12 protein-coding genes and 1 pseudogene are annotated in these 15517 nt (G+C 34.4%); all 13 read left to right on the top strand.

What is annotated here, in order from left to right:
* The first annotated feature begins 10 nt into the window (after positions 1 to 10).
* The 13 genes and pseudogenes from HJ01_RS01565 to HJ01_RS01510 all read left to right on the top strand — a co-directional run bounded on the left by HJ01_RS01565 (position 11) and on the right by HJ01_RS01510 (position 15501).
* Positions 11 to 1231, top strand: a complete 1221-nt coding sequence (locus tag HJ01_RS01565; RefSeq protein ID WP_007136504.1) for a glycosyltransferase family 4 protein — start codon at positions 11 to 13, stop codon at positions 1229 to 1231.
* Positions 1232 to 1834 (top strand): sugar transferase, encoded by a 603-nt coding sequence (locus tag HJ01_RS01560; RefSeq protein WP_040473594.1) that lies wholly within the window; start codon positions 1232 to 1234, stop codon positions 1832 to 1834.
* Positions 1824 to 2405, top strand: a pseudogene (locus HJ01_RS17810) (acetyltransferase); the annotation flags it as partial. The gene HJ01_RS01560 and the pseudogene HJ01_RS17810, both read left to right, overlap by 11 nt.
* 48 nt (positions 2406 to 2453) lie before the next feature.
* On the top strand, positions 2454 to 3617 hold the full coding sequence (locus HJ01_RS17800; RefSeq protein WP_040473618.1) for a DegT/DnrJ/EryC1/StrS family aminotransferase: 1164 nt from the start codon (positions 2454 to 2456) through the stop codon (positions 3615 to 3617).
* Between the two features lie 662 nt (positions 3618 to 4279).
* Positions 4280 to 5797, top strand: coding sequence for a polysaccharide biosynthesis protein (locus HJ01_RS01550; RefSeq protein WP_238531058.1), 1518 nt, complete (start codon positions 4280 to 4282; stop codon positions 5795 to 5797).
* Positions 5798 to 5975: 178 nt separating this feature from the next.
* Complete coding sequence (locus HJ01_RS01545) at positions 5976 to 6749, top strand: polysaccharide biosynthesis/export family protein (protein WP_007136499.1); 774 nt, start codon at positions 5976 to 5978, stop codon at positions 6747 to 6749.
* Between the two features lie 8 nt (positions 6750 to 6757).
* A complete protein-coding gene (locus HJ01_RS01540) occupies positions 6758 to 9133 on the top strand; it encodes a GumC family protein (RefSeq protein ID WP_007136498.1) in 2376 nt (791 codons plus the stop codon).
* Between the two features lie 390 nt (positions 9134 to 9523).
* Entirely contained in the window at positions 9524 to 11950 is a 2427-nt protein-coding gene (locus HJ01_RS01535; protein WP_007136497.1) for an SLBB domain-containing protein, read from the top strand.
* Between the two features lie 8 nt (positions 11951 to 11958).
* Entirely contained in the window at positions 11959 to 13035 is a 1077-nt protein-coding gene (locus HJ01_RS01530) for a Wzz/FepE/Etk N-terminal domain-containing protein (RefSeq protein ID WP_100208507.1), read from the top strand.
* Positions 13036 to 13061: 26 nt separating this feature from the next.
* The gene (locus HJ01_RS17715) at positions 13062 to 13463 is read left to right on the top strand and encodes a sugar 3,4-ketoisomerase (protein ID WP_007136495.1); all 402 of its coding nucleotides are present in this window, start codon (positions 13062 to 13064) and stop codon (positions 13461 to 13463) included.
* Positions 13456 to 13878, top strand: a complete 423-nt coding sequence (locus tag HJ01_RS17710; RefSeq protein ID WP_007136494.1) for a sugar 3,4-ketoisomerase — start codon at positions 13456 to 13458, stop codon at positions 13876 to 13878. Before HJ01_RS17715 ends, HJ01_RS17710 begins: the two co-directional genes overlap by 8 nt.
* Positions 13859 to 14401, top strand: coding sequence for an acyltransferase (locus HJ01_RS01515; RefSeq protein ID WP_007136493.1), 543 nt, complete (start codon positions 13859 to 13861; stop codon positions 14399 to 14401). The genes HJ01_RS17710 and HJ01_RS01515 overlap by 20 nt, the downstream gene beginning before the upstream one ends.
* Positions 14398 to 15501 (top strand): DegT/DnrJ/EryC1/StrS family aminotransferase, encoded by a 1104-nt coding sequence (locus tag HJ01_RS01510; RefSeq protein ID WP_007136492.1) that lies wholly within the window; start codon positions 14398 to 14400, stop codon positions 15499 to 15501. The genes HJ01_RS01515 and HJ01_RS01510 overlap by 4 nt, the downstream gene beginning before the upstream one ends.
* The last annotated feature ends 16 nt before the right edge of the window (positions 15502 to 15517 follow it).

Below are 15517 nucleotides of genomic sequence, written 5' to 3'. Positions count from 1 at the left end.
ATTTAAATAAATGAAAGTTCTTTATTTTCACCAACATTTTACTACTCCTGCGATTGGCGGTGCCACTCGCTCTTATGAATTTGCCAGACGTTTAATAGAAAAAGGACATACTGTTTCTGTAGTTTGTGGTGAATTCGCTAAACTCAATTTACCAGAAACTGATACAAAGGGGATTTATAGAGGAGATATTGATGGTATTGATGTAATCCAAATAGCTTTACCTTATTCCAATAGTGATAGTATTGCAGCAAGAGCTTGGATATTTCTAAAATTTGGAATACTTGGAATTAAGGTGGCTATGAAAGAGGAGTATGATATCTTATTTGCGACTTCAACTCCGTTAACTGCTGGGATACCAGGGATCTTTATGAAATTATTTGGTAAGAAGAAGAAATTCGTTTTTGAAGTACGTGATCTTTGGCCCGAGTTGCCCAAAGCTTTGGGTATGAAAAATCCTTTTCTTCTTTGGGGAATGAGTGTCTTAGAGAAAATAAGCTACAGTAAAGCAGATGCTTGCATAGGCTTGTCTCCCGGAATTTGCGAGGGAATTGTAAAACGTTCACAGAAAAATAAGCAAATCACATTAATTCCTAACGGTTGTGACTTAGATTTATTTGTGCCAGGTAATAGAGCTGAGCTTGTTTTGGAAGGAATTAAACCGACTGATACTGTTGCAATATTTACCGGGGCACACGGGATCGCAAATGGTTTGCATGCAGTATTAGATGCAGCGGAAGTATTAAAGCAGAAGGGAAGATTGGACATTGTATTGGCTTTTATTGGCGATGGTAAAATGAAACCGGAATTGGCTGCGAGGGCAGTGAATGAAAATCTCTCGAATTGTCGGTTTTATGATCCCATGCCAAAATCTAAGCTTAATAAAATTGTAGCTAATTCGGATATAGGCATGATGGTCTTGGCGGATGTGCCAGCATTTTATTACGGTACTTCTCCAAATAAGTTTTTCGACTATATTTCTTCGGGTTTACCGGTTTTAAATAATTATCCAGGTTGGTTGGCGGATATCATACAAGAGAATAATTGTGGACTAGTGGTGCCGCCCAATAATGCGGAAGCTTTTGCAAATGCATTGATTAAATTGGCAGATGACCGGAAACTTGCGGATGCATTCGGAGAGAACTCCAGAAGATTGGCTGAAAGTGAATTCTCTAGAAACGATCTTGCCGACAAGTTTGTAGATTTTTTGGAAGAAATTCAAAGAAAAAAGTAAATGTATAAAATCATATTCAAATCAATATTAGATTTCTTAATTGCGTTAACAGCTTTATTAATTTTATCACCGTTATTTTTGTTGGTAACTATTGGTTTATTTTTTTCCAACCAAGGCAAACCTTTCTTTTTTCAATCTCGACCAGGTAAAGACGGTACCATTTTTAAAATTATCAAGTTCAAAACAATGAACGATAAAAAAGATAAAAATGGAGATTTATTATCTGATGCTGAGCGTTTAACGAAAATCGGTATATTTGTGCGCAAAACTTCTTTAGATGAGTTACCACAGCTGTTAAATGTGATTAAGGGAGATATGAGTTTGATAGGCCCACGCCCTCTATTGGTTCAGTATCTACCTCTTTACTCTGCATTACAAAACAGGCGCCATGAGGTTAGACCGGGTATTACTGGTTGGGCGCAGGTGAATGGAAGAAATGCAATTAGTTGGGATACAAAATTTGAATTGGATGTATGGTATGTTGATCATGTTTCGTTTTTGTTAGATTTAAAAATAGTTTTAAAGACGATTCAAAAAGTGATAAAAAGTGAGGGCATTAATGCTCAGGAATCAGCAACAATAGAACCTTTTAATGGGAAATAGTAAAATATTTTTATACGGAGCCAGTGGGCATTGTAAAGTTATTGTCGACATATTAAAATCGAATAACGAAAACATTGATGCTATTATTGATGATAATCCAAAAGAGAATAGTCTATTTGGGATTTCAATAATAAATTCACTTGCTTTTAAACATGAGTTGACCCATAAATTGATTGTTTCTATTGGTAATAATAGTATTAGAAAAAAGATTGTGAATTCTTTGAGCACTTCTTTCTTTACTGCTATACACAGTAAGGCTCTTGTGTCAGACTATTCAAAGATTGGTGAAGGTTCTGTTGTAATGGCGGCGTCAGTTATAAATCCGGGTGTAAGCATCGGTAAACATTGCATCATTAATACTGGTGGTATAGTAGAACACGATTGTAAAATTGACGATTTTGTTCATGTTTCACCAAATGCAGCAATAGCTGGAGGAGTTGAAATTGGAGAAGGAACTCACATAGGAATAGCTGCTTCAGTTATTCAAGGAATGAAAATTGGGAAGTGGGTTACTGTTGGTGCTGGTGCCGTAGTAATTAATGACATACCAGATTATGCCGTGGTAGTAGGGAATCCGGGCAGAATTATAAAACACAATATTGAAAATACCACATTAAAAATGGACAAATCAAAAATATGGCTTTCGTCCCCACATATGGGAGGAACCGAACGCAACTATGTACAAGAAGCTTTTGATACCAATTGGATTGCACCTCTAGGACCTAATGTTAATGGTCTGGAGAGTGATCTAGAAGACTATTTGGGTGAGGAGTCTAGTGTTGGGGCTTTGAGTTCTGGGACAGCTGCTATTCATTTGGGGTTGATTTTATTAGGAGTGGAAGCAGGCGATACTGTAATTTGTCAAAGCATGACTTTTTCAGCATCTGCAAATCCAATATTGTATCTTGGTGCAACACCTATTTTTATTGATAGTGAGATTGAAACTTGGAATTTGTGTCCTTTGGCTTTAGAGGAAGCTATAATAGACAGTATTTCCAAAGGTGCAACACCAAAAGCAATCATTGCTGTACATCTATACGGGGTACCGTATAAAGTTGATGAAGTAAGAGTTGTGGCAGACAAATATGGCATCCCTATTTTAGAGGACAGCGCTGAGGCGTTAGGTAGTAGTTTTAAAGGTCAGAAATGCGGTACTTTTGGAGATATTGGTGTTTTGTCATTCAATGGTAATAAAATCATCACTACTTCAGGAGGAGGTGCTATTGTTACCCCTTCCAAAGAATTGAAAGAAAAAGCATTGTTTTTTGCTACACAATCTAGGGATGATGCTGCTCATTATGAGCATAGTGAGATTGGATACAATTACAGAATGAGTAATATATGTGCCGGCATCGGTCGTGGCCAGATGGAAGTGCTGGATGCACATGTTGGTTTACGTATAAAAATGCATGTTTTTTATGTCGATCTCTTTAAAGATATAGAAGGAATAGATGTTTTTAGTTCGCCAAATAGCGATTATTCAGCAAATTATTGGTTAACTGCTATATTGATTTCCCCAAATGCAGCCCATGGAATTAGTGTTGAGGAGCTTCGATTGGCTTTTGAAAAAGAAAATATTGAATCTCGACCGCTATGGAAACCTATGCATATGCAACCTATTTTTTCTGACTATCCTTATTACGGAAAGAAAATAGCTGAAACCCTATTTGGAAATGGTTTGTGTTTGCCTTCGGGATCTAATTTGACTAACGAAGATAGAGCTAGGATAACAGCAGTAGTTTATCAGGTATTTAACATTAAACCGGATTTAAAATTATCATAAAAGGATGTAGCCGGTAATCATAAAACAGGTAGAGTTAAAAGAGAAAATCTGGTTCTTTCTTCTGGTAAGGGGCTACAGCTAACATATAATATTTCGATGTATGGGCAGCAAAACCAGAATAGTCACAGTCAGTAGAAAATACTATGATAAGCCGGAGTTATTATTTTTTGCACTTATAAAAAATTAAATGTTCTGTCCAAATTTAACCCAAAAATAACAACTGCACTTTGGAGAAGCATAAATTAATAAGCCATCGACTTTCTCTTGTCAGAAGCTTTTTGGAGAAATATATTGGTAACTTAGAATATCTTCCACGCTGGCTAGTGTTCTTTATTGATGTATCAATATTATTATTAGCTAATTTTATTAGCTATGTGCTAATCTCTAACCTGACCTTGAGCTTTTATGACACTTTACCAATTCCTGTACGCTATGGAATAATTGTTTTTGTTAATGTCATTTTCTTTTTATGGTTTAAAACTTATTCAGGGATAATACGACATTCTTCATTTTTAGACGGCGTAAAACTTTTTTTTTCAACAAGTTGTGCTTTTTTAATTTTGGTGTTTGTAAACTATTTTTCCTTTTTTGTTATAGGAAAAAAGATTTACCTGCTGCCGGGTTTGTTCGTGAACTATGTAATTAGCTTTGTCTTATTATTCTTGTTTCGAATTTTTGTAAAGAGTTTTTTTGAAGTTTTTAAATTAAAAGAGGAAGAAACAGGAACTTTAAGAACGATGATTTACGGCTCTGATGCTAATGCGATTTTTGTCGCTAATGCATTGCAGTCAGAGATACCTTCTCGTTTTAAATTGGTTGCTTTTATTAACAAGGCAGAAGTTAATTCGACCAAAACCATTCTTGGTTTACCTATTTTGAGTCTCAAAAAGAAAATCCCTGTTTTGTTGAGATCCAAGAATGCCAAGGCGTTAATTTTGGCAGATAAAAGCTTAAGTGTGTCTGAAAAAATGGCAATTGTAGATTTGTGTTTGGATTTTAATTTTAAGGTTTTTACTCTTCCTGCGATTTCAGATTGGGAAAATCAAAATGAAATATCTAAGAAAGTAAAAAACATTCAAATTGAGGATTTATTAGAGCGCAACCCTATTGTTTTAGACAACAAATTAATTTCAAAGCAAGTTAAATCCAAAACAATACTGATAAGTGGTGCTGCAGGTTCAATAGGAAGTGAAATTGTTAGCCAAATAATGTCTTTCCATCCTGCAAAAATTATTATGGTAGATCAGGCTGAAACGCCATTACATCATTTATCGCTAGAACTAAGTAAACTTGAATCTAGTATTGAAATACATGCTGTAATTGCCGATATTCGGGATTATGAAGTCATGAAAGCTATTTTTGAAAAATACCAGCCGAAAATTGTGTATCATGCCGCTGCTTACAAACATGTTCCTTTGATGGAAGAAAATCCCGCACAGGCCATTTTTACTAATGTTAGAGGGACTAAAAATTTGGCTGACTTATCGATAAAATATAAAGTTGATCGATTTGTGATGGTTTCCACGGACAAAGCGGTAAACCCAAGTAATGTGATGGGAGCCAGTAAACGTATTGCAGAGAAATATGTACAATCTTTATTTTATAAAAATGTAAATGAGGGTGGTAAAGGGACCAAGTTTATCACGACTCGGTTTGGGAATGTTTTAGGATCCAATGGTTCAGTAGTTCCTTTATTTACGAAACAAATTGCAAGTGGAGGTCCAGTTACTATTACACATCAGGATATAATTAGGTATTTTATGACAATACCTGAAGCTTGCCAATTAGTTTTAGAAGCAGGTTCAATGGGCAACGGAGGGGAGATTTATATTTTTGACATGGGTAAACCAGTAAAAATTATTGACTTAGCCAGAAAAATGATCAAGTTAGCTGGATTTGTTCCTGATAAAGACATAAAAATACAAATAGTGGGACTTAGACCAGGAGAAAAATTATACGAAGAATTGCTTAATGACACTTCAAAAACGCTGCCTACACACCATCATAAAATTATGATTGCGCAAGAGACTCAAGAGTGTTTTGAGGATTTACATTCAGACATTCAAGACTTACTTGATTCAGCACGCTTATTTAATAACGATGCCATTGTTTTAAAAATGAAGCAGATCGTACCAGAATTTAAAAGTATGAACTCTACTTTTGCAGTATTGGATAAATAATCATTTGAAAACAATTAGAAATAATTATATTTTTGGTCATTCTAATATATTAATGTTAGAAAAAGCACTCTCTTTTTGGTGTGACATGAATTGATTTAGAAATCAGCTTATTTTTGTCCAATTTTAATAGCTATATTTACCAACTTTAAAAATTAATACCTTAATAAATATTTTTTTAATGAAAAAAATAATCCCTTTTTTAGTTGCTTTATTTTTATTTTCTTGCGCCTCCCGCAAAGATGTGGTGTACTATCAGAATATTGATGGTTTAGCAAATCAAAAAATCAGTTCCTATGAAATAAAATTGCAACCGGATGATTTGTTAACGATAATCGTGTCTGCCGAAGATCCCGAAATAGCTATGCCCTTTAATTTAAAGTCAATTTCTGTTCAGAATCCTGGGAAGTTAGATGCTTCAATTGGGCAACAAACAATGCAGTTGTATCTGGTAGATGCTGATGGATTTATTGAGTTTCCTGTTTTAGGAAAAATAAAAGTCAGTGGTTTTTCTCGTTCAGAGGTGCTTCAAATGCTACAGCAAAAAGTTGGAGTCTATATTAAAAACCCAATAATCAACCTTCGTATCATGAATTTTAAAGTTTCGGTACAAGGAGAGGTAACGTCACCAGGTACCTATAATGTGGCTTCTGAAAGGATTACCTTAATTGAAGCATTAACTTTAGCAAAGGACTTGACCATTTACGGAAAGAGAAATAATATTTTGATTATTAGAGAGATTGATGGAGTTATATCCTATAACAGGGTGGATATCACGAATGCGGATTTTATCAATTCTCCTTTTTATTATTTGGCTCAAAATGATGTAGTGTATGTGGAACCGAATAAAAACAGAATAAACGGGGCGGCAATTGGCCCAAATACGGGAGTAATCATCTCGATATCGTCCTTGTTGATTACTTTGATTACTTTAATAATTACTACTACCAAATAATTTTTTGCATGGAAAACAACGACTTCGGGGATGAGTATGAAAATGATTTTGATTTAAAAGCATTTCTTAATAAATATGTGATTCACTGGCAATGGTTTGTATTGGCAATGTGTATTGGATTACTAGCTGCTTTTTTATATTTAAGATATACAGTACCACAATATAATGTTAGTACCACAATTTTAGTTAAGGACGATAAAAAAGGAGGGATGCTTTCGGAGCTGTCTGCCTTTGCTGATTTGGGAATGGGTGGTGGAATGCAAAGTAATTTGGATAACGAGATTGAAATTCTTAAATCTCGTACTTTAGTGGAAAGTACAGTAAGAAAGTTAAACTTAAATACCACGCTAATCATTGCAGGAAAAATAGCAGACAGAGAGATCTATGGGGATACACCTATCTCAGTTAATTTTATGGATAAGTCGAATGGATTTTTCCAAAGTTCGATTGATTTAAATTTTACCGAAATATCGCCTACAAGTTTTGAGTTAGTTAATAAAGCAGAGAACGATTCGTCAAAAATAATTATAGGGAATAAAAAAGAGTTTCAGTATGAAAAGCCCATAATGACCAAGTATGGGGCTTTGATTATTAGTAAATTAGGGGTTAGTAATCAGAAGTTAAATACTAGTGGTAAATCTATAAGAATTGTAGTGCGTCCTCTTGAAAATGTAGTGCAAAGTTTTCAAGGCCGTCTTAAAGTAGAGCCAGTCAGCAAAAGCAGTAGCGTTGTGGCACTTTCCATAACCAGTCCAGTAATTAAAAGAGCAGAAGATTTTTTAAATAATTTAACTGTGATTTACAATGAAGACGCGGCAGCCGATAAAAATTTTATATCGGAGAACACTTCCGTTTTTATTGCTAATAGATTAAAATTGATTACTCAAGAGCTGGATGGAGTGGAACAGGATGTACAAAGTTTCAAGAAATCAAACCAACTGACAGATATTGAATCAGAAGCAAAAATTTTTATCGAAGGTTCTAACGAATATGATAAAAAAGGGGTAGAGACAGAAATCCAATTGAATATGGTTAGTTCTATGTTGAATTTTCTGAAGCAAAGTACTAATGCCGATTTATTACCTACAAACATAATTTCTGGGGATGCTAGTGCAGCAGGAATGATCAATTCGTATAATCAATTGGTTTTAGACAGAAATAGGATCTTGAAATCAGCTACGGAGGTTAATCCATCAGTAGTGAAGATGAATCAGGAAATTAGCTCCTTAAAAAACAATGTTCAAGGAAGTTTACAAAGGATGCAATCTAATTTAAACATTCAAAAGAGAAATTTAAATAGCGAGGAAAATATACTGAATGCCAAAATAGGGAAGATTCCGGCGCAAGAACGTCAGTTTAGGGTAATAGCCAGACAACAGAAGGTAAAGGAAGAGTTGTATCTGTATTTACTGCAAAAAAGAGAAGAAACCGCCATTTCACTTGCGGCGACAGAACCCAATGCTAGAGTGATTGATGATGCGAAGGGGGATAAGATTCCAATTTCTCCAAAGAAAAACATCATTTATTTAGCGGGACTGTTGATGGGACTTTTAATTCCATTTGGTATTATATACACGGATGATTTATTAGATACAAAAATTAAAAGCCGTCTCGATTTAGAGGGGAAAACAATGATTCCGTTTATTGGAGATTTGCCTACCTCAGATACGCCTTCAATAATCATGAAAGCGGAAAGCAGAACCAGTTCAGCTGAGGCTTTGCGAATTATAAGAACCAATCTGGAGTTTATGTTAAGCAAGGTGCCGGAAGGCATGGCCAAAACAATATTCCTAACCTCTACTTTTCCAAAAGAGGGTAAGACCTTTGTTTCTGCAAATCTAGCGGCCACTTTTGCACTTTCAGATAAAAAAATATTATTGATAGGAATGGATATTAGAAACCCTAGACTAGATGAATATTTAAATATTCCAGAAAGAGGATTTACTAATTATTTATCTTCTAATAATCTAAAATTAGAGGATCTTATCGTGAAGTACGATGGATATGATAATTTACACGTATTACCGGCAGGTGTGATACCTCCAAATCCAGCCGAATTGTTGATGAGCAAGAAAGTAGATACATTGTTTGAAACATTAAAAGCGCAATATGACTATATTATTGTGGATACGGCTCCAGTGAGTTTAGTAACAGATACCTTATTGATAGCGAAACACGCAGATACTTTTATATATGTGGCTCGTGCTAACTTTTTGGAAAAACGCATGCTGAGTATTCCTAACGGCTTATATAAAGATCAGAAGTTACCTAACATGTGTATGCTCCTTAATGATACTGATACGACTAAGGGTTATGGGTATGGATACGGTTATGGAAATGAACTAGAGAAAGAACCGTGGTTTAAAAAAATATTTAAGGCATAGATGGCTTTATAATCATCGAACAAAAAATCGCGAAATAGTTTCTATTTTGCGATTTTTTTTGCGTGTAAATAATTCTAGTTATACTCTTTTTAAATTTATAATTACTTCTTTGATTAGTAGTGGTTTGTTTTTTTTGTTTGTTGTTTAATAAAAATTTAGGTGTTCAAGCAGTTAGGTTTGCTGAAATTTTGTTTCCCATTTCATGACACAATCATAGCTTTTGCTATATTTTTACTATAGATTTGTGTAGAATTAGAAAAATTGTGCCCACTATGGTTGTGAGTCACTGTGGCGAAGCCGTGCAATTTTCTGAATATTCTTGAAGAAATTGTAGGTCTTTATTAGACAGGAAAGAAATTTTAAATTGATAAATTAATTTTTGGATACCTTATGAAAAAAATAGTTATTGTGGCTCTAATTTTATTAGCCCTTTTTCAATCATCAACGGTTGTTGCGCAAGATTTGTTGAAAAGTGGTGATTTAAGTACTTTGAAGGTTGATTACTTGTCAGACAGTGATGTTTTAAAGTTGAAGACTCAAATGCAGAATAATAATGTAAGTATAGAGCAAGCGGAGCTAATGGCTTTGGCTAAAGGAATGTCTGCTACTGAATTTGCTAAATTAAAATTACGTTTAAGTTCAAATGATACTACTTCTACTCCTGATAAAAAGGATGATATGAAAGAAGGTGAGGATTCATTGGAACTGAGTAGGAAACTAGAAAAAATAGTCAATACTAAAATTAAAGATAGTGTAAATGCGTTGGTTTTTGGTTCTCAGTTGTTTGATAATCCAACATTAAATTTTGAACCCAATTTGAAATTGGCTACGCCTATAAATTATATATTGGGTCCAGGTGATGAACTACAAGTAAGCGTTTATGGAGTGCAAGAATTTAATGCTAGTATTCCTGTTTCCTTAGAAGGGAAAGTGAATATTCAGTATGTAGGTCAGATTTCAGTTTCGGGAATGACAATAGAGGCTGCAACCCAAAAAATTAAAGGGGCTTTTGCAAAAGTATACAGTACAGTTAGTTCTGGACAATCGCAAGTAAGTATTAGTTTAAGTCGAATTCGCACCATTAAGGTGACAATTATAGGAAGTAAGCAGCCTGGAAACTATTCTATTTCTTCTTTGGCAACGGTTTACAATGCCTTGTTCTTAGGAGGAGGTCCGGGAAAGAATGGAAGTTATAGAAACATCGAGTTACTAAGAGATAATAAAATATATAGAACGGTTGATATTTATCATTTTTTAGTTAATGGTGATCAGTCTGATAATGTAGGTTTAAAAGACAATGATGTGATCCGGATTCCTGCATACAATCAAAGAGTTACAGTAGAGGGTCAGGTTAAGAGACCGGGTATTTTTGAAATGAAAAAAGGGGAGACTTTTAGCGATTTATTGTCTTTTGCATCTGGATTTAATGAGTTTGCTTATACTGCCTCTGTGAATGTACTGCAGAAAACGGCTAAAGAATTTAAAGTGCGTGACATCACTTCAGCAGAATTCAATACTTATAGACCGCAGTCAGGGGATGAATTTAGGGTGACTAAAATTTTGAATCGTTTTGAAAATAGGATTAAAATTGAAGGTGCCGTTTTTAGGCCAGATACGTATTCATTTTACGAAGGAATGCGAATTTCAGATTTAATTTTGAAGGCAGATGGACTAAAAGAAGATGCTTATAGCAAAAGAGCAAGAATCATTAGACTAAAATCTGATTTGACCACTGAAATTGTTAATATTGATTTAGAGCAGGCCTTGAAAGGGGATTTACAGGCAGATATAGCTTTAAATAGGGAAGATATAATCACTGTTTATTCTATTTTGGATTTTGTCGAAGAGTATAAAATTACTATTGATGGCGAAATTAAGAAACCTGGAATTTATGACTATCATGAAGGGTTGACTTTGAATGATTTTCTCGTTCAGGCAGGAGGCTTAACTGGTTCTGCTTCAAAAAGAGTAGAAGTTGCTAGAATGATTGTATCAGAAGTAATCGATGATGCTAATCCGAATAAGGCAGAATTATTTAATATTATGATTACACCTGATGATAATGAACAAGCTAAAAACTTTGAATTATTTCCTTTTGATGTGGTTAATATACGTAGAATGGCAGTTTATGAAAAACCAGAGATGGTGATCATCAGTGGGGCTGTTAATTATGCAGGTAAATATGTGTTGGCGAGCAAGAAATCAAGAGTTTACGACATTATAGAAAGAGCTGGTGGTTTGACTTCAGTGGCTAACTTAGACGGTGTGAAAATTAAAAGACCTATTAAAGCAAAACAAATTGAAGAAGTAGAGAGTATCAATTTGAACTTGGGAAAAAAAGACAGCATACAAAACAAGATAGAAAAGAAATTAAAAGAAGATATAAAATTTGCTATTATTCCAGTGGATTGGAGATCTATCGTTAAAGATAGAAAGAGTAGTACAAATGTCACATTGTTTCCGGGGGATGAGATTGAGGTGTCTACATTCAATGAAGGAGTGAAAGTAGCTGGGAACGTTTTATTGACGTCTGAAATACCTTATAGTAAAGGGAAAGGCTTTAATTATTATTTAAATGCAGTGGGTGGCATAGATAGTAAAGGATGGAAAAAGAAAGCTTATATTATTTACCCAAATGGAAAGGCTGCTGTTGCTCATTCTTTCTTGTTTATAAAATCCTATCCTACGGTTACGCCTGGATCGCAAATTATAGTTCCTGAGAAACCAGAAGTCAAAAAAATGAGTACGGGTGAATTTGTGAGCATAGCAGGTGTTTTGGCAAGTTTAGCAGGTGTTATCATAGCAATTTTAAGATAATGAGTAACATGAATGAAGTAAGCAAAAAGAATCATGAGGATGAAATTGCGATAAAAGAAGTAATCATCACGGTTAAAGAATGGTTTAATTTTTTGATTTCCAAATGGAAAATTATTTTTTTAGCAGGAATAATAGGGGCATTGGTAGGCTTGGCGTATTCTTTTTCTAGAGAGCCAGTTTACACCGCTAGTTTGTCTTTTGCTCTAGAAGATGAAAAATCGGGAAGTGGTGGAATAGGAGGTGCATTAGGTTTAGCTAGTACACTTGGTTTAGATATTGGAGGTGGAGCAGGTGGTGTTTTTACAGGTGCTAACTTGGCCGAATTATTTAAATCACGTTCCATGGTTGAACAAACTTTACTGACTCCCGTTAGTATAGACGGGAAAACTATCTCTTTAGCAGAAATGTATATTGAAGATAGTGGTTGGAGGGAAAGCTGGGAAAAGGAACCTAATTTAAGGAATATAAAATTTTTACCTAATTCTGACCGAAAGGGTTTTACTAGAGTTCATGACAGTATTTTGGGGGCTATCTATAAAAACCTCTCTAAAGCATTAGTCGTAGGTCAAAAGGACAAAAAAATTGCGATAATAAGTATTGATGTTCTTTCTTCTAATGAGCTTTTTTCTAAATACTTTTGTGAAGCCTTAGCTACTAAAGTTTCTCAATTTTATGTAGAGACTAAAAGTAAGAAATCTACAGAAAACATGTTAATCTTAAAACGTCAGACAGATTCCATTAGGAGAGAACTAAATGGTGCTATTAACGGTGTTGCTGTGGCTAACGATAATAATTTCAATTTGAACCCCGCTCTAAATGTTCGTCGTGCACCTTCAGCAAGAAGACAAGTAGACGTGCAGGCTAATACAGCAATATTAACAGAGCTAATTAAGCAAAGTGAATTAGCTAAAGTCACAGTGCGAAGAGAGACTCCTTTAATACAAGTAATTGACAGACCCATTTTACCTTTACCTAAAGAGAAGTTTGGAAAACTTAAAGGGATTGTTGTGGGAGGATTCTTGGCAGGTCTTTTGACAGTGATCTATTTGGTCTTTAGAAGGTTAGTTAAATTGATTCTTAAATAGTTTTTTATCTTATCTATCTTTATAATATGAAACCGGTTATTTTAAATTTCCCAAAAATTCAGGATCCAAGAGGAAACCTTACCTTTCTGCAGCATAAAGATCAAATTCCTTTTGAGATTCAAAGAATATTTTGGACTTATGATGTTCCTGGTGGAGAAATTCGAGGGGGACATGCTTACTTTAATCAGAAGGAAATCATTGTAGCTCTAAGTGGAAGTTTTGATGTAGTTGTTACAAATGATGACGGTAGTACAGATACCTTTTCTTTAAATAGGAGTTACTACGGATTGTACTTGCCGGCTAAAACATGGAGGCATATTGAGAATTTTTCTACTAATTCTTTAGCATTACATATTTCTAGTGATCCCTTTTCAAAAGATGATTATATTAGAGATTTTGAGGAATTTAAAACTTTGAAGAATGTATAACGTTTGGGACTGCAAAATAGTAGATTTATCTAAAGTGCATAATGAAGCAGGAAATATTACAGTATTAGAAAATAATAAAAATATTCCTTTTGATATCAAGAGAATTTATTATTTATATGATGTTCCTATGGGTGCTGATAGAGGCGGGCATGGACATTATGACTTGCAGCAATATATAGTTGCAGCAAGCGGATCGTTTACATTTGTATTAGATGATGGGGTTAATAAAAACGAATTTTTCTTAAACGACCCATCAAAGGCATTACATATTCAACCGGGTATCTGGAGGGAAATTAAAGGTTTTTCTAGTGGTTCTATTTGCTTGGTTTTGGCTTCTCATGAATACAATGAAAGTGATTATATCAGGGATTATGATGAATTTATAAAATACAAAAATGATACACAAATTATCTGATGTTCAGTCTAATAATATAGGGAAGGATACTTTTGTTTGGCAGTTTTCAATAATACTTAAGGAAGCAGTAATTGGCAATCGATGTAATATAAATTGTAATGTTTTTATTGAAAACGATGTCGTTATAGGCGATGATGTTACTATAAAGCCTGGTGTGCAAATATGGGATGGTGTGTCTATTAAAAATAAAGTAATGATAGGGCCTAATGTTACTTTTACAAATGACAGAATTCCTATTTCTAAGAATAAGGAATACCAAAATGAAAAGACTATAATAAACGAGTCAGTTTCCATAGGTGCAAATTCTACAATTTTGTGCGGTATTGAAATTGGTTTTAAAACTTTGATTGGGGCGGGAAGTGTTTTAACAAAAAGTACGTTGCCTTATACGGTATGGTACGGTAATCCCGCAGTACATAAAGGGTATATAACAGACGATTTTTGCTTATTAGATTTAGATTTGAAGGATAAGAAAACAGGAGACGAATATTTTTTAGAAGGGTTTAAACCAGTAAAAAGATGATTAAATTTTTAGATTTACAAAAGATAAATGGTCAGTACGCTGAAGAACTTAAGAAAGCGGCAGCTGAAGTTATCGATAGCGGCTGGTATTTACTTGGGGAACAAGTGAAACAATTTGAAAGCAGTTTAGAAGTTTTTCAAGAAGGCGGAAATGCAGTAGCTGTTGCTAATGGTTTAGATGCTTTGCGGCTTATCTTTAAGGCTTATATAGAATTAGGCTTGATGAAGCAAGGAGATGAAGTGATTGTTCCTGCAAATACATATATCGCCTCGGTACTGGCGATTACTGATAATGGATTAATACCTGTCTTAGTTGAGCCAGATTTAAGCTCTTATAATTTAGATTTAAATTTGATAGAGAATAAAATTACGGCAAAGACAAAAGCTATTATGGTTGTTCATTTATATGGCCGTGTTTGTTGGGGTTCTGAATTGGTTGCCTTAGCCGAGAAGCATAATTTAAAAATTATTGAAGACAATGCACAAGCTATTGGAGCTCGTTTTAATGGTGTTCGAACAGGTAATTTAGGAGATGCCGCTGGTTTTAGTTTTTATCCAGGTAAAAATTTAGGAGCTTTGGGAGACGCAGGAGCGGTTGTAACGAAAGATGTAGAATTAGCAGAAACGGTACGGACTTTAGCCAACTATGGCTCATCGCAAAAATACGTAAATCGTTACCAAGGCTTAAATAGTCGTATGGACGAAATACAAGCTGCTTTTTTAAATGTGAAGTTGCGTTATTTGGAAGCTGAAACGCAAGGTCGTAGAGCGATTGCTGCATATTATATTGCAAATATAAAAAACAGCAAGATCATCTTACCTTCTTTAGATGAAGTCGATGGTCATGTTTGGCATGTTTTTGTTATTCGCTGTAATAAAAGAGATGAATTACAAGCTTATTTACAGGAACATGGAATTCAAACTTTAATCCATTATCCAATTCCTTTATATAAACAAGAATGTTATTCATATATGTCAGCTATTTCATTAGCTATTACGGAGCAAATTCATGCACAAGTTTTAAGCCTGCCAATAAGTGCAGTGATTGATACTGATGAAATTCTAAAAGTAGTAGCTGTATTAAATGCTTTTAATGGCTAGTTTTTGAGCTTGTTTT

It is taken from the genome of Flavobacterium frigoris PS1 (assembly GCF_000252125.1).
GTDB lineage: Bacteria > Bacteroidota > Bacteroidia > Flavobacteriales > Flavobacteriaceae > Flavobacterium > Flavobacterium frigoris_A.
Note: the sequence above shows the minus strand (reverse complement) of the source record. Positions and strands in the feature narration are given on the sequence as shown.

Excerpts from the sequence above, each read along its gene's own strand:
- HJ01_RS01535 (WP_007136497.1), top strand. The coding sequence starts at position 9,524 with ATGAAAAAAATAGTTATTGTGGCTCTAATTTTATTAGCCCTTTTTCAA.
- HJ01_RS17800 (WP_040473618.1), top strand. The coding sequence starts at position 2,454 with ATGGACAAATCAAAAATATGGCTTTCGTCCCCACATATGGGAGGAACC.
- HJ01_RS01545 (WP_007136499.1), top strand. The coding sequence starts at position 5,976 with ATGAAAAAAATAATCCCTTTTTTAGTTGCTTTATTTTTATTTTCTTGC.
- HJ01_RS01515 (WP_007136493.1), top strand. The coding sequence starts at position 13,859 with ATGATACACAAATTATCTGATGTTCAGTCTAATAATATAGGGAAGGAT.
- HJ01_RS17715 (WP_007136495.1), top strand. The coding sequence starts at position 13,062 with ATGAAACCGGTTATTTTAAATTTCCCAAAAATTCAGGATCCAAGAGGA.
- HJ01_RS01510 (WP_007136492.1), top strand. The coding sequence starts at position 14,398 with ATGATTAAATTTTTAGATTTACAAAAGATAAATGGTCAGTACGCTGAA.
- HJ01_RS01565 (WP_007136504.1), top strand. The coding sequence starts at position 11 with ATGAAAGTTCTTTATTTTCACCAACATTTTACTACTCCTGCGATTGGC.
- HJ01_RS17710 (WP_007136494.1), top strand. The coding sequence starts at position 13,456 with ATGTATAACGTTTGGGACTGCAAAATAGTAGATTTATCTAAAGTGCAT.
- HJ01_RS01540 (WP_007136498.1), top strand. The coding sequence starts at position 6,758 with ATGGAAAACAACGACTTCGGGGATGAGTATGAAAATGATTTTGATTTA.
- HJ01_RS01560 (WP_040473594.1), top strand. The coding sequence starts at position 1,232 with ATGTATAAAATCATATTCAAATCAATATTAGATTTCTTAATTGCGTTA.
- HJ01_RS01530 (WP_100208507.1), top strand. The coding sequence starts at position 11,959 with ATGAATGAAGTAAGCAAAAAGAATCATGAGGATGAAATTGCGATAAAA.